We start from the raw sequence: 15,212 nt of genomic DNA, 5'->3' as shown, positions 1-15,212 counted from the left end.
AAATTAATAGTCTAAAGTTTCCATATACTTCATATACTTAACAACCATAAGGGCAATTTTAAATGTAATTGCATCTTCAAAAACCCTAAGATCAAGACCTGTACTCTTTTGAAGTTTGTCAAGTCTGTATACAAGGGTATTCCTGTGAATGTAAAGCTGACGTGAAGTTTCTGATACATTAAGTGAATTCTCAAAGAATTTATTAATAGTTGTAAGAGTTTCTTCATCAAACTCATCAGGAGATTTTCCGTCAAAGATTTCTTTAATGAACATTTTGCAAAGAGGTATAGGTAACTGATAAATTAGTCTTCCTATTCCCAATGCACTATAGGCAATAACCTTCTTTTCTTCAAAAAAGATTTTTCCTACATCAAGAGCAAGTTTAGCTTCCTTATAGGAGCGAGATACTTCCTTAATCTCGCTTACAACGGTACCATAAGCTACATTAGCTCCCTGAGTGCCATCCGGATCTATAACCTCCAAAATGTTTTGTGCATCTTTATAAATATCATCTGTATTTTCATCTTCTAAAAGCTGTTTAACAACAATAATATTTTTCTCATCAACTGCAGTAATGAAATTTTTTGACTTCTCGCCAAAGATTTCTCTTACTTTTTCAATATCATTTCCTTCTTTGTCTCTTTCACATTCAATAATGTAAACTACTCTGTCACTTTCTGTTTCAATGTGCAATTTCTTTGCACGATTGTAAATATCCACAAGAAGTAAATTGTCCAATAATAAATTTTTAATAAAATTATCTTTATCAAAACGCTCTTTATAAGCTATCAAAAGATTCTGAACCTGAAAAGAAGCAATCTTTCCAACCATATACACATCTTCACTTCCGCCTTCAGCCAAAAGAACATACTCTAATTGATGATCGTCAAAAACCTTAAAAAACTGACAATCCTGCACAGTCTGGCTTTCAGCAGGTGAATCTATAAATGATGCAATGGCATCCTGATATTTCTCACCATTTTCGTGTGTGCTTGCAAGAACTTTTCCTTCTGTATCCATAACACAAAGTTCAATTCTTGTAATTGCTCTTAATCCGTCTAATGTATTTTGAAGTATTTGATTTGAAATCATACTTTCACTCCTTTTCTAGTAATCTTACACAATAACTAATTTGCACTTTTTAACAAAAAAAATGTATTCAATAAGTATATTAATGCATTTTCACAAAAAAATAAAGGGTAAATCTAATACTTTTTATAGAAAAGTTCAGTTCAAGCAATAATTTCAAGAAAAATTCATACGAAATATTTCACAAAAGAAAATCAAACCTTATGTATCTTCTTATGTAATGTGTAATAAAGTTACTTATCTTTGCCTCTATATCTGCTGAGGCTTAATTTTAATATACTTTTGTTAAAGATACTACGAAAAAAATGTGAAATTTTATTGTCCTTTTTCTTAAGAAGTGGATCATTGTCTGTTGCTATAACTAATCTGGTAAGAAGTCTCGTCCTGTTTTCGTTAATAAACATTTCGCAAACAGGTGAGCTTAATAGAAGCAATACCACATCGGGATTTAAAGAATTAACGTCATTTACAGTTACATCGGAATTGTGGATTTTTTCATCATAAATGCTGCTACCCACAATATTTATATTATATTTATTATCGTTTATTATCTCAAAACAATCATCTAACTGCTGTTGCCTTGAAGCAATAACATAGACTGTCCTGTTATTTTTCTCAAGTTGTTTTACAAATTCAGCAAAAAAGCCTTCTATATGAAAATCCTGATGTTTAAATTCCTCTTCAAGTCCAAAAAAAGACAATATATCCCTTTCTCCGGGCATAACAATATTGGCCTGATTAAGACAACTTCTGATTTCAGGATGTTCTCCCATCAAAGCCATTGTCTCCAGGCTGACAATTTCTACAATATTTAAAACCGTATCATTCATAAATGAATCTATTTCGAGCATGACCTGTTTTAAATCCATAAAATCCATTCCAATGCCCATTACATCTATTTTCTTTTTCATACCCATAGCACCTATTGTGCATAAATAAGCATAACTGCTCATTCCATATCCCTTATTTTCAATTGTATTTTACAGTTATTATAGTATAACAAATATAAGCTATATTTTCAAGTTAGGGTTTTTACATGAATTTTCTGAATATTATATCACAAAATTCCTTTTATCAAAAAAATGAATTGAGCATTTTTTATAAAATTAAAAATAAATATAAACTTTATAAATAGAAAAATTACCTTTCTTTTCCACTTTATCCACAGATTTCTTATTGAAAAATGTGGATAAGGTGGATAACTTTTAGATTTTTTCCGTTTTTTCGGGGTTTTTTATGATTATAAATGTGAATAATTCTTTGCAGAAAAAGTGGATAAAATTTTTATAAACTCTCTTAAGAAAAAATTTATTATTGTAAATATTAATAATATTCATAAATGTTAAAACAATTACTGCATTTTTTGCAGGATTTAAACTTTATTTTGTCATAAATCCTGCATTTTCGAAGTGATAATTTTTATCTGTGTTACTTATCATAGTCCTGAAGATACTCTTCTACTGATGTTACAGCATTGGCACCGTCAGAAGCCGCAGTAATAACCTGTCGAAGTCTCTTGGTTCTGATATCCCCGGCAGCAAATATTCCTTCTTTACTGGTTTTGCAGTCTTCCTGTGCCACTATATAACCTACACTGTCTTTTTCAACATCTATATCAATGTCAATAGTATTTGGAACTATGCCTGTAGCTATAAACAGTCCTTCAACTTCAAGGCTTGAATTTTCATTTGTCTTCTTATTTAAAATTTTTAAAGCTGATACTGTATCATCACCGCAGATTTCCGTAATAACGCTATCCCAGATGATTTGTATGTTTTCAGTATTTTTTACTACTTCCTGAAGGCTTTTGGCGCCTCTGAATTCATCCCTTCTGTGAATCAGATAAACTTTTTTGCAGATTCTTGAAAGATATATGGCATCTTCTAATGCAACATCTCCTCCCCCTACTACTGCGCAAACTCCGTCCTTGTAAAAGTTTCCGTCACAGGTTGCACAATAAGAAACTCCCTTACCTGAAAATTCTTTTTCACCTTTTACCATAAGACCTTTGTGACTGGCTCCCAAGGCTATTATAACGGCTTTTGCTTCCAGTTCTTTTTTGGAAGTTATTACTTTTTTAACTTTTCCCTGGGTTTTAATGGATTTAATTACCGCATTTAAAGTTTCCACACCAAATTTATCCATGTGCTCCTTAAATTTCATACCAAGGTCAAAACCATTGATACCGGGAATCCCGGGATAATTGTCTACTTCGTATGTTTCTAGTATCTGTCCACCGGTAGTATAGTTTGACTCAACCAAAATAACATCAAGCATTGCTCTTTTGGCATAAATTGCAGCGCTTACTCCGGCTGGTCCTCCCCCTGCAATTATTAAATCATACATATATCACTCCTCCTTAAAAATTCCAAATACCTATGTAAGAATTTAATGTTAAAACCTCATTATAGAAGTTGCTAAAATATCATCAGGTGTGATATCCACCTTTCTTTCTTTGTATAACTTTCCAACAGCCCTTTTAAAGGCATTTTTACTAAGTCCCGTAACATCCTTTATTATTTCTTTATCTGCCTTGTCATTAAAACCTAATCTTCCGCCTTTTGACATAATAAGTTCCATAATATTTCTGGCATCTTCATCCATTTGCAAATAGGCTTTTTGTCTCATGCTAAGATCAAGTTTTCCATCCTGTTTTCTCTCAGTTACCCTGGCTTCAATAATGTCACCGTACTTTACATTGTTTTCAAACTGCTCCGGTGAAATTCTTCCCTGATATTTATCATCTACAGCCACATATATTCCAAATTCTTTTGAAACCTCATAAACCCGTCCTCTTACCATGTCATCTTTGTCATAGGGAGATGCAAGGCTTAAATAATCATAAACTTTTGTGGTGGCGCAAAGTCTCTCACTTTTATCCACATATAAAGCAACCAGAACCTGATCTCCTGCCTTTACCGGAACTGTCTGCTCTTTAAATGGAAGAAGCAAATCTTTTTCCATACCCCAGTCAAGAAATGCTCCTATTTTTCCTGTTTCTATAACCTCTAAGACAGCTGTTTCCCCCAACATAATCTTTGGAGTATTGGTTGTGGAAATAATTCTATCTTTAGAATCTTTATAAATAAAAACCTGGATTTCATCCCCTAGATTGGCTCCTTGTGGCACTTGTTTTTTTGGAAGTAAGACTCTATTTTCATTTTCCTCCTCTTGTGCAAGATAAACACCAAAGTCCACTGTTTTTACTATTTTAAGCTTTTGCATGCAACCTAATTTAAACATTTTTTTCCTCTTTCTATACTTATGTAAAATAATTTTTCCTGATAATATCTAACCTTTTACAATCTTTAAACGAAAATCCTTTTCTTTTTGATATATCAGTTCAACTATTGCATAAACAATATCTCCTTCACCACAAAGCACAATTACTTCTTTATCATCGCTTACCATGGTTTTGGGATAAATGGTTTCTCCAAGCCGGGCTGATCTTACATATTCTGTTCTTAAAGAGAAAATTTTCTTTCTGCTTTTTTTATAAGCCCAGGCAGCCCTGATATATTGGCTATTATTCATATGTCCATTAGTATCAAGCTGGAAACTTTCCACAATAAAGCCTTGGTGAAATTGTAGATTTTCTGGAATACTTAATTTTCTGGAAGCATATTCCATAGGAAATTTTTCTTCCAATTCATATTTTTCTTTTTCTATAATATCAATTTTTACGGGACGTTTTTTTTCGGTATCCATACAAACCCAGACTGAGTTTGCCCTTACCAGTAATCTGTTTGATTTTGCATCTGTTATTGTAAAATTTCTGTATCCCATAAATCCATTTAATTCATAGGGCCATGTGTTAATTATTATTTCCCTGGAAAATTCCGGCATTTCTAAAACATCAACCTGCCAAAAAGCTACTACCCAGGCTCTTTTTTTCTCTTTCAGATATTTCAAGCCTATATTCAAATCTTCACTTTGAAATGTAACACAATCCTGAAAATAATCAATAATGGCAGGAAATGTAACTATTCCATCTTTATCTATTTCACTATACCTTACCCTACTTTTAAATGAATACATGTTTTTTCCTTTCCTTATAATACTCCCAAAAGGGCTTTAACAGTTAAAGCTTTTATTTATCACCGGTAAGTCCCACCGTAGATGAAATATAATATTTATAACCCATCTTTTTACAAAAAGAAGCTATTGATTTTTTTAGTTTAGCATCCTTTGTGTATTCGGTAAGATAAACAGAAAGTCCCTTTTTCTTACAACTTTTAAGATATGATATAAAATAATTTCTACTGGATTTTGATGCTGTGCCAAATACATTCTTTGTATAATCTTTTATACTTGAATAGACACATTCCTGATTAACAGCATTTATTATTTTCTTTCCTTTATAACTGTTTCCACTTTTTAAAACTTTAGTTACAAAAGTATCTCCGCCATTAACTATTACAGGAAGTCCATAGGACTTTCTTAAGTTTTTCAGTATATTCAATAATCCATTATAGATTTTATTCTTTTTAAAATTGTAATACACATCACAATTATCAATAAAGAACCCATCTATACCTTTTTTGTAAATACTTTTCGCCTGAGTATTTACAATATATTTTTGCCAAGTTGTATAGGATACATCCATCCAGTATTCATCCGGCCAATTATCATAAGAACCCAATGTATGTTTTTTAAACTTTTTATAATAACTTCTATAGGTTTCAACTGAGCCGATATTTAAATAAGAATAAACTGTATGTCCTGCTTTTTTAAGCTTCTTAATGTCACTTGCTTTATACTCTGAAGCATCAATTATTATCGTTTTATAATTGGATAATTTTGAAATTTTATCTCTTGTAACCCCAAGCAAAACCCCATAGGAATTGGTAAAAGCTGCTGCTTCAATCCCTTGAATGCCTATTCCTGCTATAATTATAACCGCTGTCATTATTACCACAAATATTTTTTTACAAATTAACTTATTATTATTCATAAATTACCTCCTGTAAGATATTTGTTACTGCTATTTGTTTACACAGGCTGATATTAGACTTAGTAAAAATTAATTGAATATTTTTCTTTATCCGTAATTACAAGCAACCTAAATATAACTATACCATTTATATGTGTCAGGATTAATGCTGTATTGTAAAATTTTTAAAAATTCTTTTGAAATTATAATAACAAAAAACCCTGTAGTAATAAACCACAGGGTTACTAGCTGGCCCACAAGGATTCGAACCTTGAAATGACGGAGTCAGAGTCCGTTGCCTTACCGTTTGGCGATGGGCCATCACTTGTCGACAAAGGATATTATACCTCGCTATTTTTTAAAATGCAAGCACTTTTTTTTATTTTTTTAAAATATTTTTCAAATAACAGATTTGCATTCATGTAAACAGGTTAAAAAGCGGATTGTAAGTATCTTTGTTTATCATTATTCTATAATAATTTCATCTCCCGAAAAGCCAAAAAAGACTTCATTAATATTCAAGATATGATTTTCTCCATTAAAAAGTTCTAAGAGCTTATCTGTCAGTTCTTTATAATTTTCTATGGAGATAACCGCTTTATAAACAATATATTCCCCATAATCAGTGTTTATTATATTTGCATCTAAACTTCTTAAAAGATATTCCAGTTTTCCCATACGGTCATAGGGACAGTTTACATCAAAGGCCATACCCTTTTCTCTGGAAATTACAAGGCTGTTGGCAATTCCTTCTTTTGCAGCCTGGGAATAAGCCCTTACAAGTCCTCCTGTACCTAAGAGAATTCCACCAAAATATCTTGTAACAACTATAACAACATTATGAAGGCCTTCATTTTTAATAATATCCAATATAGGCATACCTGCCGTTCTGGAAGGTTCTCCGTCATCTGAAGATTTTTGAATATTATCATCATCACCGATGACATAGGCATAGCAATTGTGTTTTGCATCATAATATTGCTTTTTTATCTTATTTATAAATGAAATGGCCTCTTCTTCAGTATAAACAGGACAGGTACTGGCAATAAATCTGGATTTTTTTTCTACTATTTCCCCTACTCCGCCCTGACGCATGCTTTTTTGCTTATTCATATGGTTTACTCCGTTATTACTTCTGTTTTTATAAATTAATGGTTGAATTTTTTTACATTTCGTAAATCTCAATAATTTCTTAAGTCATTATATCATCTAAGTTTCTTTATTTATAGCCCTGTTTTTGTTATAATATTTAGATAATAATTATTAAGGAGAGTACAATGAAATATACAAAGAGTGAGGTCTTAAAAAAGAACAGAACCCTTTTTTCCAAACGGACCAGAAGACTAAAAACAGTCAAACTTATTTTATTGAGGTTATTTATTTTATTAATCTTTGCCGGAATAGGCGGTGGAGGATATCTGGTATATCAGACTTTTACGGAAATTATTGCCAGTGCTCCTAAAATTTCTGATGAAGATGTTTCCCCTAGCGGTCTTGCTACTTCTGTTTATTCTAATGATGGAACAGAGATTACAAAGCTTGTTGCGTCAGGTTCTAACAGACAATATAAAAAAATAAGCGAAATACCGGAGGATTTACAACACGCCTTTGTTGCCATAGAAGACGAGCGTTTCTATGAACATAACGGAATTGATGTTAAAGGTATTTTTCGCGCTGCCCTTGTTATTCTTGCTACGGGACATCCTTCCCAGGGAGCCAGCACCATTACCCAACAGTTAATTAAAAATAATATTTTTTCCGATTGGACCAGTGAAAGTACCTTAAAGCAAAAAATCACAAGGAAGGTTCAGGAGCAATATCTTGCTTTACAGTTGGAAAAAAGTATTAGTAAAGATAAAATTCTAGAATACTATCTTAATACCATTAATCTTGGTTCAAACTGCCTTGGTGTTCAAACAGCAGCTCAATATTACTTTAACAAAAATGTTGAAGACCTTACTATTTCTGAATCTGCTGTTATTGCTGCAATTACACAAAATCCAACCTACAATAATCCGGTAAATTATCCTGAAAACAATAAAAAGCGTAAGGATATTATTTTAGATCACATGCTTAAACAAGGTTATATAAATCAGGAGCAGTACAATGAAGCCATGGCTGATGATATATATACAAGAATCACTCAAACTGCCAGTGAAAAAAGCAGTAATTCCCGTGTATATTCCTATTTTGTTGACGAACTGATAGATCAGGTGGCAAGTGCTTTGGAAGTTGAAAAGGGGTACTCAGAGTCCCAGGCTTACAATGCCATTTATAAGGGCGGACTTTCTATTTATACTACCCAGGATCTTTCCATACAGGCTATATGTGATAATGTAGCGGCAGATCCTGCTAATTTTCCGGCAGGAAGTGAAGTTTCACTTACCTACAATATAAGCTCTGTAAATGCCAAAAAAGAAGTTGTAAATACCTATTCTGAGACGGACCTTTTAGCGTATTTTCAGCAAAGTAATCCAAATTATTCTTTATTATTTAATAATCAGGATGCGGCTATGGCTGCTATTGCCGAATATAAGGCATATTTAACCGGCATTGGCGAAAATCTGGATGATGATACGGAATACTATATCTTAACACCTCAGCCTCAGACCTCCGTGGTGGTTATGGATCAGCATACAGGAGAAGTCAAGGCTATAGTAGGTGGCCGTGGTACAAAATCCGGAAGTCTTACCTTAAACCGTGCCACAAATACAACAAGGCAACCTGGTTCAACCTTTAAAATACTATCCACTTATGCACCGGCTATTGACAAAGGTTTTGTTACTCTTGCTACTTCCATTAAAGATGAGCCTTTTAATTACTCAAATGGACGACCGGTTAAAAACTGGTATTCAGGCTACAGAGGAAGGGTTACCGTAAGAACTGCAATTAGAGATTCCATGAACATTATTGCCGTTAAAACTCTTACTGACATTACTCCACAGCTAGGTTATGACTATCTTTTGGATTTTGGATTTACCACTTTAGTTGATAACATGACCTTAGCAGATGGTTCAGTTGTATCCGATATTGGTCAGCCTTTGGCTTTAGGTGGTATTACCAATGGTATAACCAATCTGGAAATTACAGCTGCCTATGCCTGCATCGCTAACAACGGAAAATACATAAAACCTTCTTTCTTTACTAAAATAGTTGATTCTGATGGAAATGTTATAATAGATAATTCTCCTGAAGAAAAACAGGTTTTAAAAGAAACTACTGCCTATATTCTTACCCAGGGAATGGAATCAGTTATTAACGAAGGAACCGGTACTACTGCAAAATTTGCAGGAATGCCAATTGCCGGTAAAACCGGTACCACAACCGACAGCGTGGATTTATGGCTGTGCGCCTATACTCCATATTACACCTGCTCTGTATGGGGTGGATATGATGATAATACTACACTTAAGAATCAGACTTATCACATGGTAATATGGAATAAAATTATGCAACAACTCCACTCTGGTCTTGAAAACAAGGATTTTGACCGTCCGGAGGGAATTGTTACTGCTGCAGTATGTAAAAGTTCAGGTCTTTTAGCCGGAAAGGGATGTGAGTCCATTACGGAATATTTTTCTCAGGGAAGTGTTCCTTCAAGCTATTGCACAACTCATACTGTAACAGAACCGGAAAACGAAGAAGATAATCCGGAGGATAACCCGGATGGTCAGACTAATGCTTCGTCTGATAATCCTGATAATGCCAACCCGGATAATACAGACCAAAATAATCAGGAAGGAGAAGCCGGTGAAAACAACGATAACCCAAGTGGTGAAGATAATAATAATCCACCGGCTTAATAGGATTAATTAAATGGACATAATCATGCATGAAATAGGACATATTAAAAGTCCCTATAATGAAAATGTAAAAGCACCTCATCAGGGTTTTGAAGTAGAAAATTCCATAGGAAAGCTTATTTTAAACGAAGAATACCTTGAGGGTATGTACAAAATGAAAAAAGGTAATTATTACGCTATTATATTTTGTTTTAATCAATCACAAGGATACAGCTTAAAGCTACAGGGAAGAAATGATGATGGAGAAGAAACAGGACTGTTTAATACCCGCTGTCCAAGGCGTCCAAATCCCATTGGAGTTTCCCTTGTAAAAGTTCTTGATATTAATGAAAATATCATTACTTTTTCAGGCTGCGACATGCTAGATGGCAGTCCGGTTCTGGATATTAAACCACTTCTTAAAAACTTTACTCTTTGTTAAAAATATGCGTAGCAGCTTCTTAAAAACTGCTACGCTTTTTTTCTACTAGGAAAAGGCACTTCATCAAATCTGACGAAGTGCCTTAAATATAGTGCGGATAACAGGAATCGAACCTGCACGGTTGCCCACTAGATCCTAAGTCTAGCGCGTCTGCCAGTTCCGCCATATCCGCATGTTATAAACAGTCAAAGGCTCTTACGGGCAATCCCAAAAAGCCAACGAACTATCCACTATTCTATCATATTGTCCTCAAAAGTCAATATTAAATTTTTTAGATATTTAAAAAAAAAACCTGACTTACAAAAATAACCCTCCTTACCGTTTTCGGTAAAGAGGGTTTACTAATTGTAAAGTGGGATATGTCTATTTTAAAATCTATACTTCAAAAATAAGATCACCATAAGATGGCATTGGCCATGCCTCTTTATCCACAATCATTTCAAGTTCATCAATCGGAAGTCTTAATTCATCCATGGCTTTCTTTACATCATCTCTGTAATATACAGCCTGATTTCTGCCCTCTTCCATATCTGCTGCCTTAGCTGTAACCTCTTTTAAAGCATTTAAAGCATTCTGTGCTTTTGCAAGATAATCACTGCATTTTGAAAGAAGTTCTGTCTGAGCTGTAACCTCAGTAACTCCTGCTGCCTTTACGGCACTAATGGAGCATGCAAGATTTGTTACATATTTAATAACTGCCGGTATAATCTGTTTTCCTGCTATGTCAATCATGGCACGGGCTTCAATATTTACTGCTTTTGAATAAGCTTCATATTGTATTTCTACTCTTGATTCAAGTTCTGCTTTAGAATATACTCCAAATTCTTCAAAAAGCTTAACAGATTTTTCTGTAACAAGGGTAGGAATGGCATCTACCATGGATTTGATATTTGGAAGTCCTCTTCTTTCAGCTTCCTCTACCCATTCATCTGAATAACCGTTTCCGTTGAATACGATTCTTTGATGGTCTGTAACATATTTCTTAATAAGATCATGTAATGCAATATCAAAGTTATCAGCTTTTTCAAGAATATCACAAGCTTCTTTAAATGCCTCTGCAACTATTGTATTTAATACGATGTTAGGGCTTGCAACTGAGTCTGATGAACCAACCATTCTAAATTCAAATTTATTTCCTGTGAAAGCAAATGGTGAAGTTCTGTTTCTGTCTGTAGCATCTTTCTGGAAATCAGGTACAGCCTTAACTCCTGTATTCATAACGCCACATTCTTTTGAATGAGTAGCCTCACCTGTGCTTATAAGCTGTGATAATACATCTTCAAGCTGTTCTCCTAAATATACAGAAATAATAGCCGGTGGTGCCTCATTTGCACCAAGTCTGAAGTCGTTTCCAACATCTGAAGCTGATTCTCTTAAGATATCTGCATGAATGTCCACTGCCTTTAATATACAGGATAATACAAGTAAGAACTGAATATTTTCATGCGGTGTAATGCCTGGATCAAGAAGATTAATTCCGTCATCAGTCATAATTGACCAGTTGTTATGCTTACCTGAGCCATTTACACCGGCAAAAGGTTTCTCATGAAGGAGACATCTTAAGCCATGTCTTGTAGCTACTCTTTTTAAAGTTTCCATAACAAGTTGATTGTGATCAACAGCAATATTTGCCTCTTCATATACAACTGCAACCTCATGCTGGGCAGGGGCTACCTCATTATGCTGAGTCTTTGAAGGAACACCTAATTTCCAGAGTTCAACATTAACATCTTTCATAAATGCTCCGATTCTTTCACGAATAACTCCAAAATAATGATCGTCTAATTCCTGTCCTTTAGGAGGCATTGAACCAAATAATGTACGTCCTGTAAAAATAAGGTCTTTACGCTTTAAAGCTTTCTCCTGGTCTACAAGGAAATATTCCTGCTCAGGACCTACTGACGGAACTACTTTTTTAGATGTTGTATTTCCAAATAATCTTAATAATCTTACAGATTGCTCACTTAAAGCTTCCATGGAACGAAGTAAAGGAGTCTTTTTATCAAGAGCCTCTCCGGTATATGAACAAAATGCAGTAGGAATACAAAGTATTGCACCTGTTGAAGCTTCTTTAATAAAGGCCGGTGATGTAACATCCCAAGCTGTATATCCTCTTGCTTCAAAAGTCGCCCTTAAACCACCTGAAGGGAATGAAGAAGCGTCCGGTTCACCTTTAACAAGTTCTTTTCCTGAGAACTCCATAAGCATTTCTCCAACACCTTGTGGATTAATAAAGGAATCATGTTTTTCAGCTGTAGTTCCGGTAAGTGGCTGAAACCAGTGACAAAAATGTGTAGCACCTTTTTCAATAGCCCATTGTTTCATCTCAAGAGCAACAACTTCTGCTACCATAGGGTCTAATTCTTTGCCTTCCTCAATTGTTTTTCTAAGCTCTTTGTAAATCTTTTTTGGTAAACGCTCTTTCATTACATGATCACTAAAGACATTTTCACCATAGATTTCTGATAATTCGATTTTATTATCCATTTTTTTATCTTCCTTTCGTCCCATTTTAGTTTTTATTCATAAGCTTTAGTTTATATAGTAGAAATGCTTAAGTCAACTTTAAATTTTAAGCTCTTTTAAATAATATAAAAAGCAACCGCTACGTATTTTTTAATGTCTGTTAAAAAAGCTCATCATAATCATCTTCTTAAAAAACCTACATATAAACAAAAGGGTATCCCATATAAATATATGAAACACCCTTGTTCAATCTGCTATAAATTTTTCAAACGACTTACGACTCGTTTTTACATATATAAATTACTATATTCTTTTTTTAAATGCAACACTTATTTTTAATTTTATGCATTTTGGCGGCAATTGAGCTTCATTTTTATTATTTTTGCACAATTTTCCCAAACATCATAAAATTAATATGTTTTTTAGCCTGCATTTAATACCCGTAAAGGAATTATTTTGCTTTTCCTAAACTTCCGAATAATTCCATTTTTTCTTTAACAATTTCTTTAATAGCTTCTGCACCTGGATTAAGAAGCTTACGAGGGTCATATCCCTTTCCTTCCTGATCTTTGCCGGCTTCAATGTACTTACGAGTAGCTTCTGCGAAGGCAAGCTGGCACTCTGTATTAACATTAATCTTTGCAACACCTAAGGAAATAGCCTTCTTTACCTGATCTTCCGGTATTCCGGTACCACCATGAAGAACCAATGGCATATCACCTATTTTTTCTTTAATAGCTGCAAGAGTATCAAAGCTTAATCCTTTCCAGTTTGCAGGATATTTACCGTGAATATTTCCAATTCCTGCTGCTAAAAAGTCTACACCAAGCTCTGCAATCTTTGCGCATTCTTCAGGATCAGCACACTCACCGTCACTTACAATTCCGTCTTCTTCTCCACCAATAGCCCCAACTTCTGCTTCAAGACTCATTCCATTGTCAGCTACACGCTTAACAAGGTCTTTTGTCTTTTCAATGTTTTCTTCAATAGGATAATGGGAACCATCAAACATAATCGAAGAAAAACCGGCTTCGATACATTTTAAGCATCCATCATAGCTGCCATGGTCCAAATGAAGTGCTACCGGAACAGTAATCCCCAATCCATCTATCATGGCTTTTGTCATGTCTGCAACAGTCTTAAAACCTGTCATGTACTTACCTGCTCCCTCTGAAACTCCAAGGATAACCGGTGTAGCAGTTTCTTGTGCTGTTAAAAGAATGGATTTTGTCCATTCAAGATTGTTGATGTTAAAATGGCCAATAGCATATTTTCCATCTCTAGCCGCATTAATCATCTCTTTTGCATTTACTAACATAAAATATACCTCCGCTCAAAGTTATTTGTGTACTCAATATTCCTTAATGTTAATCGGCAAATATATCATATTTCTTATATCAAATTATAGTATCATATTTTTGCCGTTAAGCAGACAAAAAAAATTAGAGTCCACATTGATTCATTTTTATTAGAATCAATCACTAGTAATATCTCCAAACATAATTATACTCCTTTATAAAAGTTTTATAAAGGAGTATTTTCACACAATTTAACAAATTTATTTTTTTACAAGGATTTTTAAAGCTCTTTTTCTAACTTTAATATCCACATCCTTATAATCTCCACCAAATTCGCCATCTAATGTCCAGGAAATATTATCTTTAGCCTCTATCCTTAAATTATCAGTTTTAAATGATAAAATATATCGACTATCAGCTTCCTCTGCCAAAAGAAGGGAAGTAATAATATTCTGAAGTTCAATAGGATTTTTAGGTTCTCTTATAAGCATTACCTCAAAAAGACCATCATCCAGTTTAACATTTCTTCCGGTCATTCCCTGAAATCCACCCACTGATAATGAATTTGTAATCATTCCATATATGAAACGACCTTCTATCACCTCATCATCGTGGTAAACTTTCAGGTCATAGGCCATTATATTGGCAAGTCTTTTAACGCCTTCTAAAAGATATGCTGCATGTCCTAATACATTTTTTAACTCCTGGCTGGTTTGGTAAGATACATCTGTAAACAATCCAAAAGCTGCAATATATACAAAAGAATCTTCATTGAACTGTCCCACATCGCAGGATACAACTGAGCCATTTTCTATAAGTTTGGCAGCATTTACCATTGTTTTTGGAAGTCTAAGACTGTTTGCAAAATCATTTGTGCTACCTGCCGGAATATAACCCACTACTGTGTCTAATTCTTTTTCCATAATGCCGGTAACAACCTCATCTAATGTTCCGTCACCGCCGCTACAAACGACTATATCAAATTCTCCTGCTCTTGCTTTTACAATTTCCTTCGCATGTCCCGAGTATAAAGTTGAATAAATAGTAATTTCAAATCCTGATTTTGTAATAAATTCAACTATTTCTGAAAGCTTATTTTTAATAAGAGCCTTACCGGCATGGGGATTATAAATAAGCAGTAATTTTTTCATAACTTTCGCCTCTTTTTATAACGGACATTAAATAAACTACAGCAAACAACC

Annotated in this window: 12 protein-coding genes and 2 tRNA genes; 2 read left to right on the top strand and 12 right to left on the bottom strand. The window is 34.0% G+C overall.

Features of this window, described 5'->3' with window-relative positions:
- Positions 1-3: 3 nt before the first annotated feature.
- The 8 genes from BM153_RS05230 to BM153_RS05195 form a co-directional block, all read right to left on the bottom strand.
- Positions 4-1,092, bottom strand: a complete 1,089-nt coding sequence (locus BM153_RS05230; protein ID WP_092871466.1) for a PucR family transcriptional regulator — start codon at positions 1,090-1,092, stop codon at positions 4-6.
- Between the two features lie 230 nt (positions 1,093-1,322).
- The gene (locus tag BM153_RS05225; RefSeq protein WP_092871464.1) at positions 1,323-2,042 is read right to left on the bottom strand and encodes a WecB/TagA/CpsF family glycosyltransferase; all 720 of its coding nucleotides are present in this window, start codon (positions 2,040-2,042) and stop codon (positions 1,323-1,325) included.
- A 475-nt stretch (positions 2,043-2,517) separates the two neighbouring features.
- Positions 2,518-3,435 carry a thioredoxin-disulfide reductase gene (gene trxB / locus BM153_RS05220; protein WP_092871462.1) on the bottom strand — a complete coding sequence of 306 codons (918 nt, stop codon included), beginning with the start codon at positions 3,433-3,435 and terminating at the stop codon, positions 2,518-2,520.
- Between the two features lie 48 nt (positions 3,436-3,483).
- Positions 3,484-4,332: a CvfB family protein gene (locus BM153_RS05215; protein WP_092871460.1), complete on the bottom strand. Its 849-nt coding sequence runs from the start codon at positions 4,330-4,332 to the stop codon at positions 3,484-3,486.
- 48 nt (positions 4,333-4,380) lie between these two features.
- Positions 4,381-5,127 (bottom strand): acyl-[acyl-carrier-protein] thioesterase, encoded by a 747-nt coding sequence (locus BM153_RS05210; protein WP_092871458.1) that lies wholly within the window; start codon positions 5,125-5,127, stop codon positions 4,381-4,383.
- Between the two features lie 52 nt (positions 5,128-5,179).
- Positions 5,180-6,043 (bottom strand): glycoside hydrolase family 191 protein, encoded by an 864-nt coding sequence (locus BM153_RS05205; protein ID WP_092871456.1) that lies wholly within the window; start codon positions 6,041-6,043, stop codon positions 5,180-5,182.
- Between the two features lie 228 nt (positions 6,044-6,271).
- Positions 6,272-6,343, bottom strand: a tRNA-Gln gene (locus BM153_RS05200).
- Positions 6,344-6,487: 144 nt separating this feature from the next.
- The gene (locus BM153_RS05195; protein ID WP_092871454.1) at positions 6,488-7,135 is read right to left on the bottom strand and encodes a YigZ family protein; all 648 of its coding nucleotides are present in this window, start codon (positions 7,133-7,135) and stop codon (positions 6,488-6,490) included.
- 164 nt (positions 7,136-7,299) lie between these two features.
- On the opposite strand from BM153_RS05195, the gene BM153_RS05190 reads away from it, so the two are divergent.
- Entirely contained in the window at positions 7,300-9,825 is a 2,526-nt protein-coding gene (locus tag BM153_RS05190; RefSeq protein ID WP_092871452.1) for a transglycosylase domain-containing protein, read from the top strand.
- A gap of 13 nt (positions 9,826-9,838) precedes the next feature.
- On the top strand, positions 9,839-10,246 hold the full coding sequence (gene tsaA / locus BM153_RS05185; protein WP_092871450.1) for a tRNA (N6-threonylcarbamoyladenosine(37)-N6)-methyltransferase TrmO: 408 nt from the start codon (positions 9,839-9,841) through the stop codon (positions 10,244-10,246).
- 92 nt (positions 10,247-10,338) lie between these two features.
- Here tsaA and BM153_RS05180 read toward each other — a convergent pair.
- From BM153_RS05180 to BM153_RS05165, 4 genes are all read right to left on the bottom strand, one after another.
- Positions 10,339-10,418: transfer RNA gene (locus BM153_RS05180), tRNA-Leu, on the bottom strand.
- Between the two features lie 203 nt (positions 10,419-10,621).
- Positions 10,622-12,733, bottom strand: coding sequence for a glutamine synthetase III family protein (locus tag BM153_RS05175; RefSeq protein WP_092871448.1), 2,112 nt, complete (start codon positions 12,731-12,733; stop codon positions 10,622-10,624).
- Positions 12,734-13,163: 430 nt separating this feature from the next.
- The gene (fba, locus tag BM153_RS05170) at positions 13,164-14,030 is read right to left on the bottom strand and encodes a class II fructose-1,6-bisphosphate aldolase (protein ID WP_092871446.1); all 867 of its coding nucleotides are present in this window, start codon (positions 14,028-14,030) and stop codon (positions 13,164-13,166) included.
- 240 nt (positions 14,031-14,270) lie between these two features.
- Entirely contained in the window at positions 14,271-15,161 is an 891-nt protein-coding gene (locus tag BM153_RS05165) for a diacylglycerol/lipid kinase family protein (RefSeq protein ID WP_092871444.1), read from the bottom strand.
- Between the last annotated feature and the right edge of the window lie 51 nt (positions 15,162-15,212).

The organism is Acetitomaculum ruminis DSM 5522, assembly GCF_900112085.1.
Taxonomy (GTDB): domain Bacteria; phylum Bacillota; class Clostridia; order Lachnospirales; family Lachnospiraceae; genus Acetitomaculum; species Acetitomaculum ruminis.
The sequence above is the reverse complement of the archived record's forward strand: the minus strand, read 5'-3'. Positions and strand labels throughout refer to the sequence as shown.

Bases quoted from the DNA above. Each gene is read 5' to 3' on its own strand.
- BM153_RS05165 (WP_092871444.1), bottom strand. From the start codon at position 15,161: ATGAAAAAATTACTGCTTATTTATAATCCCCATGCCGGTAAGGCTCTT.
- tsaA (WP_092871450.1), top strand. From the start codon at position 9,839: ATGGACATAATCATGCATGAAATAGGACATATTAAAAGTCCCTATAAT.
- fba (WP_092871446.1), bottom strand. From the start codon at position 14,030: ATGTTAGTAAATGCAAAAGAGATGATTAATGCGGCTAGAGATGGAAAA.
- BM153_RS05225 (WP_092871464.1), bottom strand. From the start codon at position 2,042: ATGAGCAGTTATGCTTATTTATGCACAATAGGTGCTATGGGTATGAAA.
- BM153_RS05215 (WP_092871460.1), bottom strand. From the start codon at position 4,332: ATGTTTAAATTAGGTTGCATGCAAAAGCTTAAAATAGTAAAAACAGTG.
- BM153_RS05205 (WP_092871456.1), bottom strand. From the start codon at position 6,043: ATGAATAATAATAAGTTAATTTGTAAAAAAATATTTGTGGTAATAATG.
- BM153_RS05230 (WP_092871466.1), bottom strand. From the start codon at position 1,092: ATGATTTCAAATCAAATACTTCAAAATACATTAGACGGATTAAGAGCA.
- BM153_RS05210 (WP_092871458.1), bottom strand. From the start codon at position 5,127: ATGTATTCATTTAAAAGTAGGGTAAGGTATAGTGAAATAGATAAAGAT.
- BM153_RS05190 (WP_092871452.1), top strand. From the start codon at position 7,300: ATGAAATATACAAAGAGTGAGGTCTTAAAAAAGAACAGAACCCTTTTT.
- BM153_RS05195 (WP_092871454.1), bottom strand. From the start codon at position 7,135: ATGAATAAGCAAAAAAGCATGCGTCAGGGCGGAGTAGGGGAAATAGTA.
- trxB (WP_092871462.1), bottom strand. From the start codon at position 3,435: ATGTATGATTTAATAATTGCAGGGGGAGGACCAGCCGGAGTAAGCGCT.
- BM153_RS05175 (WP_092871448.1), bottom strand. From the start codon at position 12,733: ATGGATAATAAAATCGAATTATCAGAAATCTATGGTGAAAATGTCTTT.